At 36.4% G+C, this 26,987-nt stretch carries 16 protein-coding genes; 2 read left to right on the top strand and 14 right to left on the bottom strand.

The features are described 5' to 3' along the window. Nucleotides 1–10 precede the first annotated feature (10 nt). The gene (locus DYE60_RS00530; RefSeq protein ID WP_115314672.1) at nucleotides 11–2,482 is read right to left on the bottom strand and encodes a TonB-dependent receptor; all 2,472 of its coding nucleotides are present in this window, start codon (nucleotides 2,480–2,482) and stop codon (nucleotides 11–13) included. 288 nt (nucleotides 2,483–2,770) lie between these two features. On the opposite strand from DYE60_RS00530, the gene pgtP reads away from it, so the two are divergent. Beyond that, on the top strand, nucleotides 2,771–4,099 hold the full coding sequence (gene pgtP / locus DYE60_RS00525) for a phosphoglycerate transporter protein PgtP (protein WP_115314670.1): 1,329 nt from the start codon (nucleotides 2,771–2,773) through the stop codon (nucleotides 4,097–4,099). A gap of 123 nt (nucleotides 4,100–4,222) precedes the next feature. Next, entirely contained in the window at nucleotides 4,223–6,922 is a 2,700-nt protein-coding gene (malT, locus tag DYE60_RS00520) for an HTH-type transcriptional regulator MalT (RefSeq protein ID WP_115314668.1), read from the top strand. A 44-nt stretch (nucleotides 6,923–6,966) separates the two neighbouring features. Here the strand turns inward: malT and DYE60_RS00515 are convergent, their stop codons facing one another. The 13 genes from DYE60_RS00515 to pssA form a co-directional block, all read right to left on the bottom strand. Next, nucleotides 6,967–10,131 carry a type I restriction endonuclease subunit R gene (locus DYE60_RS00515; protein ID WP_115314666.1) on the bottom strand — a complete coding sequence of 1,055 codons (3,165 nt, stop codon included), beginning with the start codon at nucleotides 10,129–10,131 and terminating at the stop codon, nucleotides 6,967–6,969. Between the two features lie 90 nt (nucleotides 10,132–10,221). Then, nucleotides 10,222–11,259, bottom strand: a complete 1,038-nt coding sequence (locus DYE60_RS00510) for an SIR2 family protein (RefSeq protein ID WP_115314664.1) — start codon at nucleotides 11,257–11,259, stop codon at nucleotides 10,222–10,224. Then, a complete protein-coding gene (locus tag DYE60_RS00505; RefSeq protein ID WP_115314662.1) occupies nucleotides 11,260–12,624 on the bottom strand; it encodes a restriction endonuclease subunit S in 1,365 nt (454 codons plus the stop codon). A gap of 140 nt (nucleotides 12,625–12,764) precedes the next feature. Then, complete coding sequence (locus DYE60_RS00500; RefSeq protein WP_115314660.1) at nucleotides 12,765–14,573, bottom strand: class I SAM-dependent DNA methyltransferase; 1,809 nt, start codon at nucleotides 14,571–14,573, stop codon at nucleotides 12,765–12,767. A 167-nt stretch (nucleotides 14,574–14,740) separates the two neighbouring features. Continuing rightward, nucleotides 14,741–15,799 carry a ferric ABC transporter ATP-binding protein gene (gene fbpC / locus DYE60_RS00495; protein WP_115314658.1) on the bottom strand — a complete coding sequence of 353 codons (1,059 nt, stop codon included), beginning with the start codon at nucleotides 15,797–15,799 and terminating at the stop codon, nucleotides 14,741–14,743. A gap of 16 nt (nucleotides 15,800–15,815) precedes the next feature. Next, the gene (locus tag DYE60_RS00490) at nucleotides 15,816–17,897 is read right to left on the bottom strand and encodes an ABC transporter permease (RefSeq protein WP_115314656.1); all 2,082 of its coding nucleotides are present in this window, start codon (nucleotides 17,895–17,897) and stop codon (nucleotides 15,816–15,818) included. A gap of 85 nt (nucleotides 17,898–17,982) precedes the next feature. Next, complete coding sequence (locus tag DYE60_RS00485; RefSeq protein WP_115314655.1) at nucleotides 17,983–19,020, bottom strand: ABC transporter substrate-binding protein; 1,038 nt, start codon at nucleotides 19,018–19,020, stop codon at nucleotides 17,983–17,985. Nucleotides 19,021–19,041: 21 nt separating this feature from the next. Next, nucleotides 19,042–20,082 (bottom strand): ABC transporter substrate-binding protein, encoded by a 1,041-nt coding sequence (locus tag DYE60_RS00480; RefSeq protein ID WP_115314654.1) that lies wholly within the window; start codon nucleotides 20,080–20,082, stop codon nucleotides 19,042–19,044. Nucleotides 20,083–20,360: 278 nt separating this feature from the next. After that, nucleotides 20,361–21,764 (bottom strand): cytochrome c peroxidase, encoded by a 1,404-nt coding sequence (locus DYE60_RS00475; protein WP_115314653.1) that lies wholly within the window; start codon nucleotides 21,762–21,764, stop codon nucleotides 20,361–20,363. Nucleotides 21,765–21,964: 200 nt separating this feature from the next. Continuing rightward, entirely contained in the window at nucleotides 21,965–24,364 is a 2,400-nt protein-coding gene (gene glgP, locus DYE60_RS00470) for a glycogen/starch/alpha-glucan family phosphorylase (RefSeq protein ID WP_115314652.1), read from the bottom strand. A 138-nt stretch (nucleotides 24,365–24,502) separates the two neighbouring features. Further along, nucleotides 24,503–25,219 carry a ribonuclease T2 family protein gene (locus tag DYE60_RS00465; protein WP_115314650.1) on the bottom strand — a complete coding sequence of 239 codons (717 nt, stop codon included), beginning with the start codon at nucleotides 25,217–25,219 and terminating at the stop codon, nucleotides 24,503–24,505. Between the two features lie 21 nt (nucleotides 25,220–25,240). After that, the gene (locus DYE60_RS00460) at nucleotides 25,241–25,501 is read right to left on the bottom strand and encodes a YfhL family 4Fe-4S dicluster ferredoxin (RefSeq protein WP_115314648.1); all 261 of its coding nucleotides are present in this window, start codon (nucleotides 25,499–25,501) and stop codon (nucleotides 25,241–25,243) included. Between the two features lie 28 nt (nucleotides 25,502–25,529). Continuing rightward, nucleotides 25,530–26,897, bottom strand: coding sequence for a CDP-diacylglycerol--serine O-phosphatidyltransferase (pssA, locus tag DYE60_RS00455; RefSeq protein ID WP_115314646.1), 1,368 nt, complete (start codon nucleotides 26,895–26,897; stop codon nucleotides 25,530–25,532). Between the last annotated feature and the right edge of the window lie 90 nt (nucleotides 26,898–26,987).

The following is a 26,987-nucleotide window of genomic DNA, read 5'->3' as shown; positions in this document are numbered from 1 at the left end:
AAAAATATTCTTAGAAAGAAAAATTCACTCCCATAGTAATATTTCGTCCCATTTGAGGGACAAAGGATAAATATGATGTGTGTGAGTAAACTTTTTTATTAAATGCGTTATCTACTTTCATAAAGATTGAGTAATCAATATCCTTATAAAAATGATCATATGACAAGCCTAGATTTAATAATTGATATCCTTCCGTTTTATTTTCAAGAGGAGCTACTTTTCTTTGTTTAAAGACATAGGTATATTCTAAATCACTTGATAACGCATCTGTTATATCCCATTTAATTCTTAATCCTAAACGAGCAGGTGGTACACGTGGAGCATTTTGATCTGGCTGAGCAACATATTCAACAAATCGACCATCTGTTCTTGTTTGCTTTGGTGCTAAATCAAATAATTTACCTCGAACATAATCACCAAAAACACCAACATCTAAATGATTATTTATTTCATAATCAAGACGTCCTTCAATACCATAATATTCTGCTTTTGATTGTGCATAACGATTTAAAGATAAGTTTCCTAATTTAGATAATGTTTGATTAAAAATACGATTTTTAAAATAACTATAATATAAGCTTATACTATAGCGTAATTTATCTCCTTGATAAGCTGAATTAATCTCATAACTATCAGAAATTTCTTTAGTTAAATTTTTATTACCATGTTCATATGATGAAGTCGCAATATGATTACCATGATAATACAGTTCCATTGGAGTTGGATGTCTCTCATTATGAGAATAAGCTAATGTAACTTCATATTTTGGTTTAAATCTCCATAAGGTACTAAAAGCATAAGATGTTGCTCGCTCGTTGTAATTAGATAAACTTGGAAGTGGTTCTATTTTGTCAATTTCTACATCGCAAGCTATTTTATCATAATCTGGATTTGGATCACCAGACCAAGACCAAGGACTAGATTTTTTCTCAGGTGAACAAACTTTTTTTAATGGATTAGAATCACTCCATCGATCATATTTAATACGACGATTGTTTTTTAATTGCTCTACATCATAATCAATATGAATACGCTGTTTTTCAGTACGAATTGCTGCATCAAATACAAAATCTTTATATTTAAATTTTTCTGCTATAAAAAAACTAGTTTGTACATTTTTATTAGGAATAAGAGCCCAGTGAACCCTATCTTGTTCTGTTATTGGCTTTAAAAATTCATTAGGATTAAGACTTTTAGAACAAGGATGTCCATAGAGTGTACTACACGGTGTTCGACGTGGAATATTGGCATCCATTGATTTTTTCTGATACTGCATACCTATAACACCAGAAAAACCTGAAGTAGGAGTATGGAATAGCTCTATTCGTGTATTATTACCATTATTATTAAATAAATTAGTAACAACAGCACCATCTTTTTCATCATGATGATACTTTGTTGTTGTATAATATATCCGAAGTCTGTCTAGCCCTCTAAGAGGTTTGTTTAATTGTGCTTTAATATCCTTTCGACGAGAAAAAGAAACAACATTTGGTCCTTTTGTACCTAGATGATGAGAATGTCCATAAGGATGTTTGTGACTATGCTTGTGATCTAATGAAATTTGCCCACAACCATCAAAATGAGCATTCAAAAGATCTGTATCATCCGTTAAATGTGGATACATTCCAAGATAATAACCATGATTATCATTTTCTCCTTTAATATGTGCATGGCAGGTATCCATTTGATGATCATGCCCTGGTATACCATAATTTTCAGAGCGTTCCGTTACTGAGGCACCAATAGAGCCCTTACTTCCTATAAAATTGAAACCGAAGCTTCCTAATTTTGTATGATTTTGTGTATCAGGGACATAATCAATTTTTTCACCTAAATTAAATTCTGGTACTTTATAGATATCTGAACCACGGTGTAAGCCTTCAATTCTAACAGCTAAATACTTACCAACTCCACCTGTTAAGCCTATTGTTTTCAATTTCTCATTACTATTTGAATTATAACGAATTGCACCTTCACCAACTAAGAGATCAGGAACTTCTGTTGGAATACGTTCATCAATGACATTAATAACTCCAGCACTTGATGCATTTGCATACAATAATGTAGTGGCTCCCCTGATAATTTCAACTTTACTCGATAATAATGTATCTACTCCATGATTATGATCAGGAGATAACTCTGCCATATCTATTACATCAGATCCATTAGATAAAACTTTTAGTCTAACACCTTCTTGCCCTCTGATAATAGGAGAACTTGCTCCTCCTCCAAACTGACTAGAGTGCACCCCTAATTCACTTGATAATGCATTTCCTAAAGTACTAGATTTCGATCTTAATTCTCTTTTAGTAACAACAATATCATTAGATTTTGGTTTATATGATAATGGATCTGTATTATCCTTAGATATATTTCCAATAACGTTAATTTCATCAAGAATAATACTTTGATTTTGCGAAAAAGCACTATTCATACCAAATCCGATGGCAATATAAACTATTGTAAGTTTTAATTTCATTTAATTTCCTTAAAAAATAATCTCAGAATATCGAAGATGCTAGATAGTATACCAATACACACAAAAAAAAAAGGGGAATTTAAAAAATAAATTAGATATACCTCCGTAAGAGAATACAAACAAGGTAAAAATCTTGAATGCTTTTTTTTTGCTATTTATTTTTAATAAGATGACCGCCTATTGAGAATAGAAAACCTCTAGACGAGCAATTATCACACTAAAATAGATTGAAAAATATTTTTTTTGATTGATAATAGCACTTCCATTATTTCATAAGGAGTTATAAATATGTTTTCATTCTTGAAAGCATCTGCTCCAGCCCCAAGGATAGATGAGGCTCGTACAGATGCAGAGTATAAAAAATTACGTTGGCAAGTATTCGCAGGTGTATTTATTGGCTATGCCGCTTATTACCTAATCCGCAAAAACTTTTCCCTCGCCATTCCCTACTTAATTGACGAATATGGATTTACCAAAACCGATCTCGGTAGCGTTGGCGTTGCGTTATCCCTCGCTTACGGTTTTAGTAAATTCATTATGGGCAATGTGTCAGATCGCTCAAATCCACGCTATTTTATGACATTAGGATTAATCGGCTCAGCGATTGTTAGCTTAGTGTTCGGGCTAGTCCCAGGCGTGTTATCTTCCATTCCAATCATGATCATCTTAGCAGCCTTAAATGGCTGGTTCCAAGGAATGGGTTACCCACCAGGCGCTAAAACGATGACAAACTGGTTCTCAGTGTCTGAGCGTGGTTCGTGGTGGAGTTGGTGGAATGTGTCACACAATCTCGGTGGTGGTTTAATCGGACCACTTGCCATTTTAGGTTTATCTATTTTTGGCGTATGGCAATCACTCTTTTACTTGCCGGCTCTTATCGCTATTCTACTTGCTTTTGTTATGCTCTATTTATTACGTGACACCCCTGAATCACAAGGCTTACCGCCTGTTGATGAATGGAAAAAAGAAAAAGTTATTGAAAAAGTGGAATCAGCAAACACCCTCACCGCTCGTGATATTTTCTACAAATATATCATCAATAATAAATTCCTATGGGCGATTGCGATTGCCAATGTGTTCGTTTATTTTATTCGCTACGGCATTATCGACTGGGCTCCGACCTACTTAAAAGAAGTAAAACACTTCTCTGTGGACAAACAAAGCTGGGCATATTTTATGTATGAATATGCAGGCATTTTTGGAATGCTTGCAAGCGGTTATTTAAGTGATAAAGTTTTCAAAGGACACCGTGCACCACCAATGTTGCTTTTCCTTGTTGGCGTATTAATTGCAATTATTGTTTATTGGAAAAACCCAGCAGGCAATCCACTTGTTGATGAAATCAGCTTAGTTGCGATTGGTTTCTTAATCTATGGACCTGTGATGATGATCGGCTTACAAGCGGCTGATTTAGTGCCTCGTGTTGCAACAGGGACAGCAACGGGCTTAACAGGTTTATTTGGCTATTTTTTAGGTTCAGCAAGTGCAGGCTGGGTAATAGGTAAATTAGTGGATTTATACGGCTGGAACGGTGGATTCTATGCGTTAATTATCGCCTGTTTCTTAGGCTTTATTTTCATTGCAGTAACCCTATTCCACAAACCAAATCAAGGTTAAGTTCAGAAATAATATCATAGCAATCAAGAAAATAGATAAATAATTTCTAACAAATTGTCTTATTTATAATTGTCTAGTGGCTGTTTTTTGTTACAATCATAGGGTTGATACTATGGAGGTAATATGCAGTCACTAGCAAAATTGATTCCAACAAAACTTATTTCAAGCAAACAAAATCAAACGCATTCTAATCATAATATTGAACGAACACAGTTATTAACAGAGCTTGATAGCATTCATCACTATCCCCTCACTCTGATTACCGCCCCCGCTGGCTATGGTAAAACTACACTAATATCTCAATGGAAAGAGCGTCAATCACATACGGGTTGGTATGCGTTAGATAAAAGTGATAACAAAACAGAGCAATTTTCTCGCTATTTTACTGCTGCATTAGTCCAAGCCTGTGGGATGGAAACCGATGATTTAAACTATCAAAATGACTTAACCGATTATTTCTCACAATTACTGGTTAAATTAAATAAAATCGACACAAATTTTAGTTTAATTATTGATGATTATCATCATATTGAAAACGCTGAAATTCACAACGCACTCCGCTTTTGGTTGAAGAATCAACCTGCTACGATGAATTTAATTATTCTTTCTCGCTTAACGCCCCCACTTAGTATCACAAACCTACGCATTCACGAACAGCTTTTAGAAATCAATATGAGCCAGCTTGCTTTTACCCACAACGAAGCAAAGCAATTTTTTGAATTAAAATTAAATGATACTTTTACCCAAGAAGCGATATTTACCCTGTGCGAACAAGTGGAAGGTTGGGCAACAGGATTACAGTTAATCAGCTTTATTCTGAAACAAAATAGCGACTTGATCAAAAGCCCACAAAAATTATTTGCGAAACTGAATCAGCACCACATCGCTGATTATCTGAACGAAGAAATCTTCCATTATATTGATCCTGAACTCAAACAATTTATGCAACGCTGTGCGATTTTACACTCCATAAATGAAACCCTCGCAACGGCAATAACCCAAGATAAAAACAGTGCTAAGAAACTTGATGAATTAGAAAAACAAGGGCTTTTTATCCAACGCATTGATAATAATGATGGCGATATTTGGTGGAAATTCCATCCTATTTTATCCTCTTATCTCACGCAGAGTTGCCGTTTAGAATTGCCTGATGAGTGGCAAAAGCTCAATCAACGTGCCGCAATGGAATGGTTAAAATTAGGGTTCTGCCAAGAGGCGATTTATCACGCCCAACAAATTACTGACACCCAAACTCTTTATCAAATTCTCCAACAGCACGGTTGGTCTTTGTTTCATCAAGGGCAATTAAAATTACTTGAAGACAGTTTAAACCATCTTCCCCCAGAGCTAATGTGGCAAGATCCAACCTTAGTCTTACTTAAAGCGTGGGTGGTTCAAAGTCAGCACCGTTATCAAGAAGTCAGCGGAATTTTGCAAAAATTTAATACAAATTCACCGCTTGCAGAACACTATCAAGGAAAATTTGACGCACTGCGTGGACAAGTTGCATTAAACGAAGGCGATGATGAACTGGCTTATAAGCTCGCCAGCAACGCTCTATTAACCATTCCCCAAGAATTTAGCTACGCCAGAATTGTCGCCATTTCAGTTATCGCAGAGGCTCAACATTGTCGTGGTAATTTGCAAGAATCAATGGTACAGATGAAACAAGTAGAAAAAATGGCACTTTCACAACATACTTATCATCACTGGTTATGGTCTAAATTACAACAGGCTGAAATTTTATCTGCACAAGGTTTCTTACAATCTGCTTATGATCTATTGAAAGAAACGACCTTACAAGCAGAAAGCTTTCATCAAATTCCAATGCACGAATTTTTATTGCGTCTAAAAGGGCAAATTCAATGGGAATGGCATAATCTTGACCAAGCCGAAGCAATGGCAAACGCAGGAATTGATATTTTAGAAAAAGAAGATGAAAAACTACAATGCTTGGCATTGCTTGCTAAAATCTCATTAGTGCGTGGCGATTTGAATAATGCCAAACGCTTAATTGAACAGTGCCAACATTCTATCGGACACTTTCCTGCACACAAAGATTGGACGGCAACCCTTGATGAAATTCAAGTGATTTACTATCAATTAACCAAAGATAATTCACAATTTGATAGCTGGTTAATTAAAAAAAGCCTGCCAAGCCGAGCATCAAACCACTTTACGCAACGCCAATCTCGTAATATTGCACGTGCTTATTTATTACAAAATAAACCTGAGCAAGCACTCAGTATCTTAAAAAATATTTTACATACTGCAGAGGAATTGAAACTAACCAGCGATATCCAACGTGCATTAATTTTAAGAAATCTTGTTTTTATTCATCAAAATAAAAAAGAACTGGCACAAAGAGATCTGATCAAAGCCCTAGAAATCAGCCAACAAACGAATTTTATTAGTGCATTTGTGATTGAAGGCGACATAATGGCACAACAGATCCGCCAACTATTGCAAATAAATGTCCTTGATGAACTTTCACTTCGCAAAGCACAATTTATTTTACGCAGTATCAACCAACATAACCGCCACAAATTTGCCCATTTTGATCAGGAATTTGTGCAAAAACTCCTTGAAAATCCCCAAGTCCCTGAACTACTCAAAATCAGCCCACTTACAACGCGTGAATGGCAAGTATTAGGGCTAATTTATTCAGGTTATAGCAACGAACAGATCTCTCAAGAGCTTGTGGTCGCAATGACAACCATCAAAACCCACATTCGTAATTTATACCAAAAAATCGGTGTCAATAATCGCAGCGAAGCCATTGAATATACGAAAAATTTATTGGTTTTGATGGGGTATCATTAGAACAAAAAATGCCAGATACAATCCTGGCATTTTTATCCTTCTATTTACAACATCTCCGCAATCGCCTCTGCCTGCTCTAACACATACTTAATGGCATCTTCTTGTTTATCCGGTGGATACTTATAAATCATCAGCATTCGGCGCACTAAAATTCGCATTTTGGCTTTTACGCCTTCTTTATATTGCCAGTCAATCGTGGCAGATTTGCGTAGTTTATCGGTGATTTCTCGTGCCAACTTGATTAAAGTTAAATCGCCCATTAGTTCTTTGGCACTGTCATTTTTAGCAAGGGCGTCATAAAAGGCTAATTCTGCCTCGCTTAATCCTAATTTTTGCCCACGTTTGCTCTGTTCATCAAACTCTTTCGCCAAGCCGATCAGTTCTTCGATTATGTCTAACACCGATAAGTTATGGTTGTGATATTGATTCATCGCTTCTTTTAAACGTTGCTCAAAATCTGCTTTGGTGGTTAAATTCGTACCGCTCAATTCATTGATTTTAGATTTCAAATAACGCTCAATCGCAGATGTCCACAAATCTTTGGTCGGGCTTTGGCGGATCACATCTAAAAACTCATCGGATAACAAGTTGATATTTGGACGTTCTTGTCCGAGTAAATCAAAAAGATCCACTACGCCATCAGAAGTAACCGCTTGATTGATCAAGGAGACTAATTTTAATTGCTGTTCATTTTTGCCTGTTTTCGGATCTTTGGTGGCACTGTTTTTGATAATGGTCGCTCGAACAGCATCATAAAACGCAAGTTCTTGTTTATAAGGTGTAGCTTCTGGTAATGCACCGCATAAAGAAAGCCCTTTTTTGGCTAATCGCACCGCTTCTAAAAAGGCTTTTTTGCGTGGAGTTGCCTCTTTTTTATTTGGATCTTGTTGTGATGAATTTACACGATCCAAGCCGACAATATGGTTTGCAGCATTTAGAATTTCTGTCAATAATTGCGATGGATTTGTGATTTTTAATACATCGTCCACACTAAATTTTTTGCCATCCACCACGCTTGCGAATTGTCCACGAATAATAGAAATATATTCACACATTTTTTCAAAAACAGCGTTAATGTCTTGCTTAACCGAGCCTTTGCCGTTTGCGTTGGTGTAATTTGCGGTTGCTTCTCGCAATTCTTCCGTTAGCCCTACATAATCCACGATCAATCCGCCATTTTCACGGCTTTTATTACGAAACACACGGTTTACCCTTGCGATCGCCTGCATTAAATTATGCCCTTTTATCGGCTTATCGATATACATCGTATGACAACAAGGAGCGTCAAATCCTGTGAGCCACATATCACGCACAATCACTACTTTTAACGGATCATCAGGATCTTTAAAGCGTTTTTCTAACACTTTTTTATCTTGATTATGGATCTGCCACGCTTGTGGATCACTTGCATTGCTTGTCATAACAATTTTGATCGCCCCTTGATTAACATCTTCACTGTGCCATTCGGGGCGTAAAGCGGTGATTTTTTGATAAATTTTTACACAAATATCACGGCTCATCGCCACCAACATCGCCTTACCCTCAAACACCGTATTACGTTCTGAGAAATGATGAATAAAATCATTCGCCAATTTATCCAAACGCTCGTCCGTCCCCATCAGTTTTTCACGCAAGCGAAATTCAGGGCTATCCTCATCATCGAGCAAATCCCTCGCTTCTTTCATCAAGCGATCAAACTCGTTGCTTTCATTTAAACTGATTTGACGTGCCTCATAAATAATCGGCACTGTCGCACCGTCTTCCACTGCATCTTGAAAATCATAAATCGACACATATTTTCCAAAAACTTCTTGCGTATCACGATCTTCCATTTCAATCGGCGTCCCTGTAAAACCTAAAAAAGAGGCATTCGGCAACGCACTGCGTAAATGTTTAGCAAAGCCCGCTCGATATTGCCCCTGTGCGTTAATTTTTTGATTGAAACCATATTGCGAGCGGTGGGCTTCATCGGTAATCACAATAATATTTGAGCGAGAATTTAAAACAGGGTGGCTTTCTTCTTCATCGCTCAATCCAAATTTTTGAATAGTGGTAAAAATCACACCGCCCGCTTCTCGTTTGGCGAGTTCTAGGCGTAATTCCTCGCTGTTTTGGGCTTGGATCGGTACTTGTTTTAAAATCGCTTGCCCTTCACAAAAGGTTTTAAATAATTGACCATCAAGATCATTGCGATCCGTTACTACCACAATGGTTGGATTGCCTAACATTTTTTGAGATAACACTTTGCCCGTATAAAACAGCATTGATAAAGATTTGCCACTGCCTTGGGTATGCCACACCACACCGATTTTCTTATTCCCCTTGATCGCAATTTCAGTGGATTGCACCGCCTCATTTACGCCATAATATTGATGATAAGCGGCAATTTTTTTGATGATTTTTCCTTTTTCATTTTTTTCAAACACCGTAAAATTTTGGATATAATCCAACAAAATCTCAGGCGAGAATAAACCATTAAGCAAACTTTCTAATTCATTTTCAAAATGCACTCGCACACTGTTTTGCTTCTCATTTACCACTCGCCACGGTGTAAAACGCTCAAAATCTGCTGTAACCGATCCTACACGTGCTTGGGTGCTATCAGAGATTACCAGCACTTGATTAAAAATAAACAGATCCGTAATTTCATCTTTATAGGTTTGTAACTGAGAATATGCCTTGCTAATATCCGCTTCTTCGATAAGAGGATTTTTCAACTCAAACACCACAATCGGCAAGCCGTTAATATAAGCGATGACATCAGGACGGCGATTGCCTTTTCGCCCTGCAATAGTTAATTGATTGACCACTAAAAAATCATTATTCGCCACATTTTGAAAATCAATCAAACGCACCAGATCACTGATTTGCTCACCCTCTTTTTGATAACTGACCGCCACGCCATTACGCAACCAGCCATAAGCTGTCTGATTTTGTAATGCCAAATCGCTACTATCGGAAAAGCAAATTTTCTGCACCACTTCGTCAATCACAGACTCAGGAATATCCGAATTTAAACGCACCAACGCTTGCTTCAACAACGGCTTAAACACCACCTGAGAGCCACGAGAACGCCACGCACCGTCAATGGATAACTGCTCATCAATCGGAATATCCTTGCCATATTGATACCCCCAACCGAGCATTTTTAATTGTTTAATTGCTAGTTGCTCAATAAGATCTTCATTTATCGGTGTGTTTAGTTTCATAATCTGTCCTGTTTTTGTAAATTTTTGTTGGGAATTGACCGCTTGTTTGAGCGAGTAGGGAAAATTTTATCGCTCATTATATCGCTCACTTTATCGCTCATTTAATTTTTCTAATAATGCTTCAATACATTCATCGTGATCTCCGTCATACCAAATCGGAAATATATTAGCTTTTGATAATTCTTCCATTCTTTGCTTTCTTTCTTCATCAGTCATATTTTCACACGATAAAAACGCATAATGTTTTGTTAAATTATCAGCTCCTTCTTGTTCAACAAATTTGCTCATTTCTTTGACCATTCTATCGACATTTAAGCTACACCCTATAAATAAGATTGAACGTGAAAACAATGATTTTATGCAATTAGATATAGTATTATTATCGTTATAATGTCGATCATAATCTCTTTTAGTTAAAATTCTCTTACTACTTGTTATATGTGAGCCGTGCAATTTTAAAAGCACTCGTTGGTTTTGAGAAAGTAATTGATTAAATTCAACAGCATATATACCATCTAAATATTCAGCAAAATGCATTTGATTTTCTTCATAAATAGTTTTAATTAAATTATCGTAATTTGTGGTAATAATTGTAGAATTTGGGAAAAAATCAGGTAAACGGCAAATTACACCACAAATCTCATCAATCCTATATGTCTTACCAAATGAGCTGTTTAAGTGATCTTGAAGTAATGCTCTATTACTATCTTCTAAGCACTGAGCTACATTCTCATATTCATAATTAGCTATATACTGATTAAAAATATCAATATCTACGTTAATATCTGTTATAGCATTCTCTAAAAAATCCTTCCATAATGGTAAACCTGTTGGATTAGAAAGACCTGCACCAATAAAAGGAATAACAACCTGTTTCTCTATTAACCCTTTTAATATTTGAAATCTGTTTTTATTATTATGTAATTTTAATAAATCATCAGCTTTTGATAGATTTTCTCTTTGGCGATTGACTTTCCATTCATCAAAAGCAAAATTATAAATAGTGCGATCAAGCTCATATAATATTCGATCTCTTTCAAAAACATAGCCACAAATAATTATTTCATCACCACTATTATTTAATTCTTCAATAAATAATCGCTCTAAATAGCTTACTTTTCTTTCCATTTAAAGCTCTCCATTTAATAATTTGGGTAATAATGTATCTCTTATTTCAATTAAAGAATTGATTTCTATTTGATTATTTTTGATTTGTTCAAATATCGATAATATTTTGTTTTGAAATTCTAATAAAACACCTTGTGGAACATTTAAAATAGGCATTGATTTAATAGTTTTTGAATTAACCGCAGTTGCAATAGATGAAGTGCTTCCTAAATTATTAAAATCAAAACTTTTTAAATAACAATATAAAAACTCACTTGTTAAAATAGATTTTTTATTATTTAGTTTAAAATGTGCTATTGCTTCATTTGTAGTTGTTTCACAAGTAGTAATAACTACTCTACCAACAGTTAATTTAAAGCTTAAAAGAACAGTATTAGTTGGTATTCTTCTAACATTAAATTTATCAACTGCTGTATGTGTTAAATACTCACTACTATTAAAAATAAAAGTTCCTGAATTTCCCATATCTTTAATTGAAATCCATTGAACGTCATTTTTGTTATTACTAAACCATTCTTGTTCTTTTCTTGGTGGTGTTTTTCCAATAGCTATATCAAATAAACTATCCGAAGGCTTCATTTCCCACCCCAACGGCAATCCATTTTCACCAAATTCACTTGGGAAGGCTTGGGCGGTTTGGTGTAGTTGGGCGTATTCGGTGGGGGATTGTTGTGCCATTTCGGTAAGTTCGGTGTCTGTTTTGCCTGATAGGGTCATCATCGCTTTACGGTTGGCGGTTTGGATATCGTCGCCGTTTGCGAGTGCGTTTGCTTTGGTATGTACAGGGTCAAAATCAATAAACCAGCTTTTGAATATCGCTTGTGCGATATTTTCTAGGGTTTGGTTGGTTTTGGTGTTGAGTTGGATTTTTTTGTCTAAAAATCCTAATTTATTTGCAATATCAATTTGAGTTCTTAGAGATGGATAAGTAATTTTTATATTTTTAAATGTTTCTCTTGTAATTGTATCAAACACAGCTCCGTGAGTTTTTTGTTTTAACTCTGCAATACTATTTTTTAAAGAATAATATAAAAATCCATTATCAATTATTCCGTCTTTACCATTCAAACCATAGCAAGATTGATTAAATGCCATTTCCTTTGATAGCTGTGCAATGCAGCCAACAGTCCCACGAGCTGAAATTATAAGTTGCCCTTTTTTTAATAATTTTGTACTACTTTTTACTAATCCTAATTCAGTAATTGTTTCAGCAGATGATGATATAAATCTAGAATTATTATTAAAATCAGCGACAGACAACCAATTTATATTCCCATTCCAATATTCACTATTGCTTCTTTTGGGTGTTCCCCCTCCAATAATATCAATAACATCAAATAAATTTTTTGTTTCCCAATTACTCATAATTTAATTCTCTTATTTTTTGTAAAAATCTAAATATTTTTAACCGCTTATCGTCCTGTTTATTATTCGATAACGGGCGGATATTCCGTTCGCTTTGCTCACTCAATCCGCCCCTACATTTCGATAATATTTCAAAATATTTAAAACCCTAAACTTTTTAAGTTTTGTTCGATTTGTTGTTCTAATTCTTGTCCTTGGGAAAATTGTTTACGCAAGCAAGCGGTCAGATTTTGCATTTTTTCTGCAAAAGGTATGCCGTCATCTTCGATTTCTTCTGCTCCGACATAGCGTCCTGCGGTGAGTACAAAATCATTGTCGGCAATGTCGTTTAATGTGGCAGATTTGCAAAAGCCTGCGATATCTTCATAGTCGGTAGATTGCTGCCATTTGTGATAGGTATCGGCGATTTTTTGGATATCGTCATCAGAAAAATCTCGTAGTACACGGTCTTTCATATAACCGATATTGCGGGCGTCAATAAATAGCACTTCGCCTTTGCGGGTTTTGTTTTTGTTTAAAACCCAGATACAGGCGGGGATCTGGGTATTAGTAAAGAGTTGTCCCGGTAAGGCGACCATACAATCAATCAGATCGGCATTGATGATATTTTTGCGGATTTCCCCTTCGTTGTTGGTTTGGCTACTCATTGAGCCGTTGGCGAGTAGCAGTGCCATTTTGCCTTTTTCGGATAGGTGGTAAATCATATGTTGCAACCACGCAAAGTTAGCGTTGCTTTCTGGCGGTGTGCCAAATTTCCAGCGTGGGTCGTCCGCTAAACTTTCGCTCCACCATTCTTTGATATTAAAAGGTGGATTTGCCATTATGAAATCCATTTTTTTATCAATATGTAACGGATTTTTTAGGGTGTCTTCGTTGCGAGTGCCGAAGTCAAAATCAATGCCACGAATTGCCATATTCATTACCGCTAATTTGCGTGTGGTTGGGTTGGATTCTTGCCCATAAATGGAAATAGCATTGCGGTTGCCCGAGTGGGATTGAATAAATTTATCGGTTGATACAAAAAATCCGCCACTGCCCATTGCTGGGTCGTAAATGCGTCCTTGATAAGGTTCGAGCATTTCAACAATTAAGGTTACGATAGATTTTGGGGTGAAATATTGTCCGCCTTTTTTACCTTCCGCAAGGGCAAATTGTCCTAAAAAATATTCATAAACGTGTCCGAGAATATCTTTGGCGTGTAGGTGGATCGGTTCGCCATTGTGGGTTGGCGTGGTAAAGTTGGTATCTGAAAAGGTATTAACTAAGCCGATCAGCGTGTTCTCTGCCACCCCAAAACTGGCGATACGTTGCAATACCCCTTTGAGTTTGGGATTTTCTTGTTCAATGGCTTCAAAAGCGTCATCAATCAGTAACGCTACCCCTTTAAATTTGCTTCCCCACGGTAATTCATCACCAATATTTGTGTTACACAGGGATTTTATGGTCTCCCAACGGGCTTTTTCAGGCACCCAGAAAATATTATCTTTGGTGTAATATTCACGCTGATTGAGTTCGCTTTGTTGCATTGATTCATCAAAGAATTCAGGATCTAAGTAAAGCTCGTCATCAGGAGCTTGAAATTGCGTTAAAAGTTTGGTTTGGTGGGCGGTAAAGGTGTCGGAGACGTATTTTAAAAAGATAAAACCGAGAACGATATGTTTGTAGTTGGCGGCGTCTAAATTATTGCGAAGTTTATCGGCAGCGTTCCAAAGTGTGCTATCAAGGTTGCTAAGAAAGGCTTGTACAGCTATGCTGTTCTGGTTGCTGGTTGCTGGTTGCTGGTTGCTGGTTGCTGGTTGCTGGTTGCTGGTTGCTGGTTGCTGGTTGCTGGTTGCTGGTTGCTGGTTGCTGGTTGCTGGTTGCTGGTTGCTGGTTGCTGGTTGCTGGTTGCTGGTTGCTGGTTGCTGGTTGCTGGTTGCTGGTTGCTGGTTGCTGGTTGCTGGTTGCATTATAATGTCCTCAAAATAAATGTATAGCAAAATTTTAATCTTTTTAGGGGTAAAAATAAAGCGGTTATTTTTTATTGAAAATTTGCAAAAAAATTCTTTTATATAAAAAAAATCAGCACCTTATAAAGCATTATTAAGGTGCTGATTATAAAACTGAATAGAAAAAACTACTCTCTTGGCAATAAGCATAAACCTGTTTGCGAGAAATGTAGATAAGTTTCAGAAATACTTTCTTCAAAGTCTTCTGGGCTTAAATTGATTAACAATTCTTCGCCGTGCCATAAAGCAACGACTTCCCAGTGATTTCCCATATAAATCGCTGTTTTTATTTGGCATTTTTGTGCTTCTGTGCCTTCTGCTTTTAAAGATACTGCTTCTGGACGTACGCAAACTAAACATTCGCCATCAGGTAGGTTAAATTGAGTAGTGTCATCTAAGGTAATATCATAACCATTTACAGAGACCACATTGCCGTTTAAATAGGCTTTAAACATACTTGATTCGCCCATAAAGTTAGCAAGGAATAATGAATTAGGGCGTAAATATAGCTCTTTGGCTGTGCCTTTTTGCATTATTTTTCCTTTGTGCATTACGATAACTTGATCCGATACCGCAAAAGCTTCCGTTTGGTCGTGGGTAACATATAGTGACGTTATGCCTAAACGTTGTTGTAATTCTCGGATACTTTCACGCATACTACGGCGTAAGTTTGCGTCAAGGTTACTTAATGGTTCATCAAAAAGTAGTACTTTTGGTTTTAATACTAACGCACGAGCCAGTGCAACACGCTGTTGTTGTCCACCTGAAATTTGATCCACATAACGAGGTCCAAATCCTGCAAGATCAACCAGTTCTAATGCTTCTTCAACACGTTGCTGGCGTTCTTCTTTTGGTACGTTTAGCATTTTTAAACCATAGCCCACGTTATCAGCAATAGACATATGTGGGAAAAGTGCGTAAGACTGAAACACGATACAAATATCACGGGTTTGAATTGAGCTTTTTGTTACGTCTTCGCCATCAATAAAAATTTGTCCAGATGTTGGGGTTTCTAGCCCTGCAACTAAACGTAAAATCGTTGTTTTACCACAGCCAGAAGGTCCAAGTAAGGTGGTCATTGTGCCACGTTCAATTTCTAAATTTAGATCATCAATAACGACAGCTTTACCAAAGGCTTTGGTCACATTTTTTAATACTAAAAATTGTTTATCATTTGTTTTATTCATAATTTATTCCTAAATATTATTGTTTTTTCGCCTTAGATTTGGCAATTCGAGTATCGCCCACAATCCAGTCAAAGAATAAGATAATTGACATCATTACTACAATTAACACCGAGCCATACGCAATTGCAACACCGTATTCACCGTCTTCAACACGGTTTAAAATATAAGATGTTGCTACGCGGGTATCTGCCGTTACTAAGAAGATAATTGCGGATACGGTGGTCATTGCACGCACAAAACTGGTTACTAATGAAGAGAGTAACGCAGGTTTTAACAGCGGTAAAACCACATAAAGTAATGTTTTAAATGAGCTACCTTTCAAGGAAAGTGAGGCTTCATCTAAGGATTGATCGAGCTGTCCTAATCCTGCAATTGCGGCACGCATACCGATTGGCATATTACGGGTTACCATTGATAAAATAATGATGATACCCGTTCCCGTAATGTAAATCGGTGCATTGTTAAAGGCGAGGATATATGCCACCCCAGCAACTGTTCCTGGTACAGCAAAACAGAGTAAGGTTAAAAATTCTAAGGTTTTCTTACCTTTAAATTCTCGCCGTACCGTAATGTATGCAAGCAATAAGCCTAAAACAGAGGTAATAGGTGCCGCCACTAATGCAAAGAGTACTGTCTGAATCAATGATGGCCACGCACCACTGTCAAAGCCACTCGCAAATAATAGGACATAGTTTTTCAATGTTAAGGAATAATCCACACCCCAGTTTACAGTGAAACTTCCGTAGAAAATACTACCGTATAACACGGCGTTGAAGAGTGTCCAGAAACCTAAGAAAAAGGTGATCATTGATTTCATTGTTGGTGGTAAATCTTGTACTTCACCACGATAAGATTTTCCTGAAACTGTGACATAAGAGCGGTTACCGATCCACATATATTGAATAATGAAAATCCCTAATGAGAAGATTAACAATAATGTTCCTAAGGTACTTGCTGACGCATAATCTAATTGCGAACCTGCAATATAGAAATAAATTTGTGATGAAATTACATCGAAACTTCCCCCTAACACTAATGGAGTACTAAAATCCGCTAAGGATTGAATAGCAACCACTAAGAATGAGTTAGCGAGTGCAGGTTTTAATAGTGGGAAGATAATATTGAAGAAGGTTTTATAGCGATTTGCTCGCATTGTGTAAGAGGCTTCTTCAATTGAAGGGTGAATTGATTTTAATGCCCCTTCTAAAATCATAAAGGATAATGGGGTTAATGCGAGAGTGTGAGCGATTACGATCCCTGCAAAACCATATAACCAGTTACTGCTAAAACCAAAATATTTAACTAAAAATTCAGTCACATAACCTGAACGTCCGAGCATTAAGGTGATCCCTAATGCCACTACAAAAGGTGGGGTCACGATAGGTAAAATCGAGAATAATTTACCGATAAATGCGGTACGTCTTGCGATACGTGTCGTGTATAACGCAAAGAGTAAACCGAAGAAAGTAGCTAATACCCCAATTGTCGCAGCAACACTCAATGAGTTTGTGATGATGCGTAAAATATATGGCTGTTTTATGGTATCAATCACTTGGCTTGGCACAAATTCCGAGCCGTCATAAAACATTGAAATAAAAATGGAGATGATTGGATAAACGATAAAGAAAAAGATCGTTAAAACAATACAAATCAGAGAGGCTATAATAAATTTATCGCCTTGTAAGACCGATAATTTCGCCAGTGCATTTGTCGCTAATGCAATAAGTGCTAACATTAAAACCAAAATAGAAAAACCTAAGTTGATTTTTGCAACAGTAGCGGAAATAAAGACAAAAGCAAATACACCAAGAACAGCAAATAATTCGCCCCAACCTTGTTTTATCTTTCCTTGTGGTTTCAAATAATATGAAATTAAAGGAACAGAAAAAATGGAAGCAAACCAAAGCCAGCTAATATTAAATCCTATGTCACCTGTTCTGTTCGTCCAGCCCATTGCTTGTAAAACTTCTTCTTGGGTAGAATCCGCAAAGCCATAATCTAAAGCAAAGGTTGGTAAACAAACAAAGGCAACCAAAGTAAGCGCAATCCAAAAAAAGTGATTACTTGTGATTGATGATAAAGTTGATTGTTTTTTCATAATATTATTTTTTTAATTATAAATGGGTTATTTTCACCACCTTATTTAAGGCTTAAATAGGGTGGTGAAATGTTTAAGCGGTCAATTATTTAGCTAATTTTACTTCATTTAACCATTTTTCAATTAAGCGAGCACGTAATTTTTCTGAACCATATTTACTGAAATCATAATCAATTAAATTCAGTTCAGCTGGCGTAAGTGCAAATGGAGAGGCTTTTGCTTTCACATTGGTTAAAATATGATGATCTGCCGTATCTTTCCATAATGACTCTTGCGACTCTTGTGACATCACCCAATCAATAAATAACTTCGCATTGTCTTCATTGCGAGCATTTTTGATTAAACTCACACCACCTAGCTCATATCCAGTTCCTTCACAAGGCACAATCACTTCGATCGGCGCGCCTTTTTCACGTTCAAAAGAATAGTTTTGTAAGAAACCGATACCAATAGTAGTTTCATTACGTGCGATATTTTTTGAAGGTGCGGTACCTGATTTGGTGTATTGCGAGATATTTTTGTGTAACGCTTTCATATAATCAAAGGCTTTATCTTCACCCCAAAGTTGAACGAAAGTTGCCAAAGCCGTATATGCTGTTCCTGAACTTTGTGCGTCCGCCACTTGAATTTCACCTTTTAAACGAGGATCTGTTAAGTCTTTCCAACATTTTGGCATTTCTTTAATACCAAGCTGTTTTAAACGCTCGGTGTTTACGCCAAAACCTAACACGCCCATATAAACCACAGAACTATAATTGCCTTTTAATTTACCGGGATCTTTAAATTTCGGCATTACATCATCTAAATATTTAGATTTATACTGTTTTAATAAGCCTTTCTCCGCTGCTTGTGAATGGGTATCAAATGTGCCGCCATACCAAACATCACCTTGTGGATTTGCTTTTTCTGCTTCTAATTTTGCGAGGGTTGTTCCCGAACTATTACGAATAAAAGCAGTTTTAACGCCAAATTTTTCTTGGAAAGTTTTAACTTGTTGCTCACAGACTGTATTTCTTGCACTGCAATAAACCGTTAAACGCCCAGATGCCATTGCCATATCCGTTACTAATAAACCTGAAATAAGCAATCCAGCTGCCGTCAATTTTGTTTGAAATTTTTTCATCATATTATCCTCTAAGAAAAATTATTTAGCTAATTTTACGTCATTGATCCATTTATCAATTAAACGTTTTCTTTCATCAGAAGAACCATATTTTTCAAAATCATAATTGATCAATTTTAACTCATTAGGATTCGGCGCAGTTGGGTGTTGTTGAGCTGTAGTATTGGTTAAAATCTGTAAAGATTGCCCTTTTTGCCACGCTGATTCTTGCCCTTCTTTAGATAATGCCCAATCAACAAATAATTTTGCATTGTCTAAATTTCTAGCGCCTTTAATAATACTTACACCGCCAAGTTCATAACCCGTTCCTTCACAAGGTACAACTAATTTTAAGTTTGCACCTTTACTTTTTTCTAGCATATAATCGTGCAAGAAGCCGATACCAACTGCTGTTTCACCACGAGCAGCATTGCGAGAAGGGGTTACACCTGATTTTGTATATTGAGAAATATTTGGGTGTAATTGTTTGAAGTATTCAAATGCTTTCTTTTCACCCCATAATTGAACGAATGTTGCAATCGCTGTATAAGCTGTACCTGAACTTTGTGGGTCAGCAACTTGAATTTCTTGTTTAAATTCAGGTTTTAATAAATCATTCCAACATTGTGGTACTTCTTTGATACCGAGTTTTTCAAGGCGATCAAGGTTTACCCCAAAGCCCAAAATTCCCATATAAATTGCAGAGGTATAATGTCCTTTTTTCTTACCTGGATCACGGAAACGCTCTTCAATTTGATCAATATTTTTTGATTTATAAGGTTCTAATAAACCAATTTCCCCCGCTTGGGATTGTGGATCAAATGTTCCGCCATACCATACATCTGCTTGTGGATTACTTTCTTCTGCTTTTACTTTTGCAAAGGTACTTCCTGAACCATTACGAATAAAAGATGTTTTTACATCATATTTTTCACCAAAACTTTTTACGGCATTTTCACACATTGCATTTGTTGCACTACAATAAACCGTCAAACGCCCTTTTGCAGAAGCTGTGTTATAAACAGCTAAACCTAACGCAATCGCAGATACAGTTTTAAGTAATTGAAATTTTGAACTTTTCATTGCAAACCTCTTTCTTTTTTATATAAGAAATCAATTATTTCACTTCAAAAACGAAAATAATTGAGCATAAAAAAACAAAATGTTTTCTATCACTTTACTGACATTTGATTCTAATTTGAACCAGAATTGTGTAAATATGTGACTATCATCACAAAAATAAATCTTAATTTGTGAGCTATTTCAAATTTTAAGTAAACCACATACAACCAAATAATAAAAAAGCATAAAAAAAGACTTAGCCTTTCAGCTAAGTCTTTTATTCTAAAAGAAAAATTAAATTATTTTGTTTCTTTGGTTAAGATTTTTCCTTTGTACTTCCCTGTTAAACTTTCTAGGAAAGAAGTTAAATCAGCAACGTCTTGCTCTGAAAGATCTTTACCAGATTGATAATGTAGCATCACTTTTACCGCTTCTTTCAAATCTTTCACACTACCATCGTGCATATAAGGGGCTGTTAACGCCACATTACGCAAAGTTGGTACTTTGAATTTGTGCATATCTGCAGGATCTTGGGTTTGTGCAAAACGCCCTTTATCTGCATCTGTTAAAGGTGTGCCTCTTGCTGCAAAGTAATCATCATACAAGCCCATATATTCAAAAGATTGTCCCCCCATTGCAACTCCAGTATGGCAAGTATCACATTTATTTTCTTTAAATAATTGATAACCTTTTAACTGTGATGCCGTTAGAGCGTTTTCATCACCTTTCAAATAAAGGTCAAAAGCACTGTCTGGGGTAATTAAAGTTTTCTCAAATTCAGCGATTGCATTCGTAATCGTTTGATCGTTAATTTCAGGATAAACCATTAAGAATTGCTGTTTAAAGGCTTCATCATTTTCTAATTTAGAAACAATTTCTTGCCAATGTTTAGAACCCATTTCAATCGGATTTAGTGGTGGACCACCTGCTTGTGCAGCTAGATCTTTAGCTCGACCATCCCAAAATTGTAAGAAGTTAAACGCGGCGTTATAAACAGTTGGTGCGTTAATTCCACCTTTTTGTCCTTTAATACCTGTTGATGTGGTTAAGCCATCAACCCCGCCATTGCCTAATTGGTGGCAAGTATGACACTGGATTGTACCATCGCCCGATAAACGTCCATCGTGATACAATTTATCCCCTAATGCTACTTTTAGTGGATCAGTTTTTAATGCATTTGGAATAGGTTGTACTAAGCGAGTTGCATCTGTCCCTTCCGTCTCTTTTGGTAAGAAATTTTCTTGGCGAGCTTTATGGATCCAATTTAAAACTGTTGCTTTTTCTCGATCATCAGGACCAGAACCCCAGTGAACATGCTTAAATGCAGTGATGGGCATTTCATTGTTAATTAACACACGTTCTAATTTTGCTAAACTTACTTCTGATAATTTAGATGGATCTTTCATTCCGTCTAAAATATTGTTTAGCATAAATACACGAGTACCATTTTTGACATCATCGCTCATCATTTTCCCCACAACTGGAAGCGATGAATAAAATGGTAATTCTGCATTTGATGTATGGCAATATTGACAGCCGTTATCATAAAAAACTTTCATTACTTGACGAGATTCATCGGATAAATCTGCTTTTGTAATCAATGTTTCTGCTTGTTCTTTGTCAAAAACGTGAACATAGCCCACTGTGCCTAAAAATGTAGCCACCCCAACGGCAATTGCCGAAAAAAATAATTTTGTTTTCATAGGTAATCCTCTGTTTTATTGATAGATTTTTTATTTTAACATTTATATTACAATTCTATGTTTGATCTATGTTAATAAAAAACACCTTTCGTACCTATAAAATAAATAGCTTTTTTCTATCAATTAAAAATAAAAAAGGTAAGTGAATTCTGTATATATAACAAAAATCACTTACCCAAAATAACAACTCACACTAAAAATTATTTTTTCCAAATCTGCGTTTGGTAATCCTTAATTGAACGATCCGAGCTAAATGCCCCCAATCTTGCAGTATTTAAAATCGTGGCTTCGATCCAAGCGGTACGATTTTGATAGAAATTTGCAATTTTTTGTTGAGCTTGACGATAGCTTGCAAAATCCGCCAAAGTACAGAAGCTGTCTTTTGTTAATAGCTCTTTTACTAGCATTTCAAAGGTCGTGGTGTCGCCTTTTGAGAAAGTGCCATTGGCAAGAGAATCAATCGCTTGAGCTAAAACTTTATCCTGTTGATAATATCTCATTGGCTCATAACCTGCTTTTAATTCTTGCTTGATACTCTCAACCGTATGCCCAAAAATAATCACATTTTCATTGCCCACGTAGTCAGCAATTTCCACATTTGCACCGTCTAATGTGCCTAAGGTGATCGCCCCATTTAACGCAAGTTTCATATTCCCTGTGCCTGAGGCTTCTTTCCCCGCAAGAGAAATCTGCTCTGACACATCGGCTGCTGGAATGATGATTTCCGCAAGGCTTACACGATAATCAGGTAAGAAGACAACCTGCAATTTACCTTTCATATCAGGATCATTATTGATCACATCAGCGACACAGTTAATGGCGTGAATAATTTGTTTCGCCATAAAATAACCTGGAGCGGCTTTACCTGCAAAAATAAATACACGTGGCACAACATCTTGATTTGGATTTGCCTTTAATTCTTGATAGGTCGCAATGATATTTAACAGGTTAAGTTGCTGGCGTTTATATTCGTGAAAACGCTTAATTTGCACATCAAAAATTGCTTGTGTATCCACCTCTAAGCCTAATTCTTGCTTGATTTTATCCGCTAAACGTTGTTTATTTGCTTGTTTTATTTGTGCATAAGCGGTCTGAAATTTTTCATTTTTTGCAAATTTTTCAATTTGTTGTAATAAGGATAAATCTTTCGTCCAATCGCCTTTAATATGTTTATCCAGTAACGCACTTAATTGTGGATTTGCTTGACGGATCCAACGACGTGGTGTAATTCCGTTTGTCACATTATAAAAACGATCTTTAAATAAGCGTGCATAAGCAGGGAAAAGATCGCTAACCACAAGATCTGAGTGAATTTTTGCAACACCATTCACTGCAAAAGATCCTACTACACAAAGATTTGCCATTCTGACACGGTAGCCAAAAAGTACCGCTGTTTGTTGCCATATATCTGAAAATTCCTCATCACTAAAATGGGCTTTCACTTGGTGATATAACTCGTTATTGATACGGTCAATAATCATAAAATGACGTGGTAATAAACTCGCCAAGAGATTTTGATCCCACTGTTCCAGTGCTTCTGGTAATAAAGTGTGGTTAGTGTAAGCGAAGGTTTGGCTACAAATTTGCCACGCTTGTTGCCAAGAAAAATCGTAATCATCTAATAGAACACGCATTAACTCTGGGATCGCAATCGCTGGGTGGGTATCGTTAAGTTGGATCACTTCATATTCAGCTAATTGTTCTAATTTACGCCCTTGTGCTAAATGACGCTTGATAATATCCGCCACAGAGCAAGCACAGTGGAAATATTGTTGCATTAAGCGTAATGCCTTACCGTTTTGGTGGTTATCATTTGGGTACAACACTTTGGTAAGTTTTGACGCGTCAATTACTTTTTCTTCCGCAAAGAGATATTCCCCTTCATCAAATTTGCTTAGGTCAAAGCTCGTTTCACTGTATCCTTGCCATAAGCGTAATGGCTGTTGAATCCCTTTATAGCCCACAACAGCTAAATCAAAAGCCTCGCCATTAACGATCCATTCTGGCTTCCACGCATATTTATCATGAGAAATCAGCTTCACTTCTCCGCCAAAGCCCACTTGCTGGGTAAAATCTAAATGGTGCTGTTGTTGCGGATAAAAATCACGCCCCCACGCGTCACCTTGCTCTTTTTGTTTACCTTGCTCAGAAAAAGATTGTTTGAATAAGCCATATTGATAATGTAAACCATAGCCTGTTGCTGGTTGTGCAAGGCTTGCCATTGAATCTAAGTAACAAGCAGCTAAACGTCCTAGCCCGCCATTTCCTAATGCTGGATCGGTTTCTTGTTCTAAAATATCAACGAGTTCAGCACCATATTGTTTTACTTGTTGAGTGATAAAATCATAAACTTCAAGATTTTGTAAATTGTTGCCGAGTAAACGCCCCACCAAAAATTCCATTGATAAATAGTTGACGTGACGAACATCCGTAAGCGGTCTATTTTTTTGTGATTTTTGCAAAATTGCCTGTTGACTAACCTGTGCAATAAATTGATACCACTGTGTTTTTGAAAGTTGTTGTGGTGTGAGATAACGAGTTTGGCAATATTGTGCTAAGGATTGTTCAAATAATGTTTTAAATTCAGTCTGAAAAGACATAATCGTCTCCTAAAAGTCTATAATAAAAATTTTGTGACATTATTTAGGATATTGAGGTAATAAAAATCCCCCCTCTTCAAACTATTTAAGGATGATAAGGGGGGATTATTTTATTCCGACAGGTTTAGGACGTTTTATTTAGTGGTGTTTAGGGCAACTTATTGGCTGCCATTTTTTGTTGTAACAAATATAAAGTTCGTTACGGCTCGCCCCTAAATAGACATATTTTAATTTAGGATTATGCTCTTTCATCCAACGGAATAACGCTTTACGATTTAATTTTTTATTCGGTAATTTTAAATCGTTATATAAAGACTTTTGCATATTAAAATAGTCTTGCGGCTGTTTAAATGCACAAGCACCGTGTTTTTCCCATTCGCCTTGTAGCAAGGATTTACCTGGTGCTTCTTTCATATATTTTTCAATGATACGCTCATCAACAGGCGGTAAATCGCCTTGACAAAAACGTGGGTGCTGATCGATTTGACGAGCCGAACGACTTTGTGGCCATAAGCCGTGAATGACCCAACCAAATTTATGGGGATTAGCACACTGATATTGTAAACCACGAGGTAAATTACCTTGACGTCTTTTAGACTCACAGAAACTTGGCGACCAAGAAAGAGCCAGCATATAATAATCCACAGAGGCATTATGTCGCCCATATTTATCACGACGCATATCGGTGTCGTAATCCACATTTTTATTTGAATACTGACTAGATTGAGTCGTATTCGCCTTTGAACCTGTTTTCTCATAAGACTTCGCTAATAACGAATCCTTATTTGAAAATAACATGACGCCCAATCCAACCACTAGTGTAGCAAGGCTTGAAAGGATCTTTTTGTTCTTCATTTGATTTTCCTTAGATGAAAATTAAATTTCATTAAAATGGTGGATCATCACAAAACGTTCCCACAGTTGCTCTTGGGTTTCTTCATTGTCAGGATCTTTTTTAATGCAATTTGAAATAGGGCAAACCTTTTGACAGGTTGGTTTTTCATAATGCCCTACGCACTCTGTACAAAGTACAGGATCGATCACATAGATCTCATCGCCCATTGAAATTGCCTGGTTGGGGCATTCAGGCTCACACATATCACAGTTCGTACACTTACTTGTTATCAATAATGCCATTTGTAAATTTTTTACCTAATTTGACCGCTTAAAGTAATAATTTAATTACTTTATCTAATTTCACACGACCAAATCTTTTTAACACTTTACGGACATCTTGAGGATAATCCTGATCAATTTCTAAATCTGTGTGTTGTTTTAATATTTGAGTATGCTCTCGAATTTTGTTTAACTCTTGTTCTGCTTTTTCTTTTAATTGTGCGTTTGGATCAGAAACCAACACCGCATTTTCAGCATCTAATCGCCACGCTCTAGGGTTTAAGTTATTACCTGTTAATAATAAATATTGATGATCAATCCACACACCTTTTAAATGGTACGTGTTTTCATAGTCTTTCCATAAACGTACAATCAGCTGTCCATTATCAATATAACGTTGATGACGTTTACAAAACGCACGCAAATTCTTTTCATAAAGATAAGGTAACGCAGAGGCTAAACTGAATTTTTCTTCTGGTTTAGTATAAAAATCATTGGCTGTTTTATCACCCACAATAATCTCAATCTGTTTTCCTGCTTTCAATAACCACGCAATACGATTTCGTAATGTAATAGGAAAATTAAAATAAGGGGTGCAAATTGTCAGTTTTTCTTCCACTAAGCAGAACAGTGCCTCAATGGTTTTATTTAACTGATTTTTTCTGCGTTTCAGCCCAACCAATAGCGACAAACCAAGCTCATCTTGTTGAGCCGTTCCATTAAATGCGTAGCTTTGCTGGCTTAAATGTTTACGGAAGGCTTTAATTTGCGAACGAATTTCAGCAGTTGTGACACGCTCCGCCACATCTAAGCGATTAACCGCTGAATGTGAAAGAATTTGCTGATTGGTAAAATCAACGATCGCATTCGTTAAAGTCTGATTTTTAATTTGATGATAACGGTCACAACGATAGCGATCAAATTGCTGTAAATAAACATTGTTGATACTCGCACCACTGTAAAGCAAGGTGTCATCAAACACAAAACCTTTTAAATGTAATACCCCAAAAATCTCACGCCCATTGATTGGTACACCATAAAAAGGAATGCCACTCTCTTTATCAAAGCCATATTTGCGACGCGTTTCATAATACCAATCGGCATTATTTCCTGCCTCTTTCTCGCCAATACGCCCACGCTGTGCTCTGTGCCAATCTACTAGAACTTTAATATCAAGTTCAGGACGAGCTACTTTTGCTTGATAAAGTGCGTCTAAAATCTCTTGACCTGCTTCATCTTTTTCCCAGTAAAGTGCGGTAATATAAATTCGCTCCTTCGCTTGATGAATCAAATTTAGAATATGCGTTTTAAATTGAGGTGTTTCTAACAGAAACTCAATATTTTCAGCATTTGTAGGTATGTAATCTAAACTGTTTACGTGAGATCTTGCCTTGTTTATTTTCAATGACGTAAGCATTTTTCTCTCCAATAAATCATTATATATTTGCAAATTTTTGATCAAATTTAACCGCTTGTAATAAAATTAAAAATAGATAAAGACAGGGCG

The organism is Phocoenobacter uteri (assembly GCF_900454895.1).
Classification (GTDB): domain Bacteria; phylum Pseudomonadota; class Gammaproteobacteria; order Enterobacterales; family Pasteurellaceae; genus Phocoenobacter; species Phocoenobacter uteri.
Note: the sequence above shows the minus strand (reverse complement) of the source record. Positions and strands in the feature narration are given on the sequence as shown.

What these genes read in the sequence shown, in the direction of transcription:
- malT (WP_115314668.1), top strand. Translation starts at nt 4,223, where the DNA reads ATGCAGTCACTAGCAAAATTGATTCCAACAAAACTTATTTCAAGCAAA.
- DYE60_RS00480 (WP_115314654.1), bottom strand. Translation starts at nt 20,082, where the DNA reads ATGAAAAGTTCAAAATTTCAATTACTTAAAACTGTATCTGCGATTGCG.
- glgP (WP_115314652.1), bottom strand. Translation starts at nt 24,364, where the DNA reads ATGTCTTTTCAGACTGAATTTAAAACATTATTTGAACAATCCTTAGCA.
- DYE60_RS00530 (WP_115314672.1), bottom strand. Translation starts at nt 2,482, where the DNA reads ATGAAATTAAAACTTACAATAGTTTATATTGCCATCGGATTTGGTATG.
- DYE60_RS00465 (WP_115314650.1), bottom strand. Translation starts at nt 25,219, where the DNA reads ATGAAGAACAAAAAGATCCTTTCAAGCCTTGCTACACTAGTGGTTGGA.
- DYE60_RS00475 (WP_115314653.1), bottom strand. Translation starts at nt 21,764, where the DNA reads ATGAAAACAAAATTATTTTTTTCGGCAATTGCCGTTGGGGTGGCTACA.
- DYE60_RS00505 (WP_115314662.1), bottom strand. Translation starts at nt 12,624, where the DNA reads ATGAGTAATTGGGAAACAAAAAATTTATTTGATGTTATTGATATTATT.
- pgtP (WP_115314670.1), top strand. Translation starts at nt 2,771, where the DNA reads ATGTTTTCATTCTTGAAAGCATCTGCTCCAGCCCCAAGGATAGATGAG.
- DYE60_RS00490 (WP_115314656.1), bottom strand. Translation starts at nt 17,897, where the DNA reads ATGAAAAAACAATCAACTTTATCATCAATCACAAGTAATCACTTTTTT.
- DYE60_RS00460 (WP_115314648.1), bottom strand. Translation starts at nt 25,501, where the DNA reads ATGGCATTATTGATAACAAGTAAGTGTACGAACTGTGATATGTGTGAG.
- DYE60_RS00500 (WP_115314660.1), bottom strand. Translation starts at nt 14,573, where the DNA reads ATGCAACCAGCAACCAGCAACCAGCAACCAGCAACCAGCAACCAGCAA.
- pssA (WP_115314646.1), bottom strand. Translation starts at nt 26,897, where the DNA reads ATGCTTACGTCATTGAAAATAAACAAGGCAAGATCTCACGTAAACAGT.
- fbpC (WP_115314658.1), bottom strand. Translation starts at nt 15,799, where the DNA reads ATGAATAAAACAAATGATAAACAATTTTTAGTATTAAAAAATGTGACC.
- DYE60_RS00515 (WP_115314666.1), bottom strand. Translation starts at nt 10,131, where the DNA reads ATGAAACTAAACACACCGATAAATGAAGATCTTATTGAGCAACTAGCA.
- DYE60_RS00485 (WP_115314655.1), bottom strand. Translation starts at nt 19,020, where the DNA reads ATGAAAAAATTTCAAACAAAATTGACGGCAGCTGGATTGCTTATTTCA.
- DYE60_RS00510 (WP_115314664.1), bottom strand. Translation starts at nt 11,259, where the DNA reads ATGGAAAGAAAAGTAAGCTATTTAGAGCGATTATTTATTGAAGAATTA.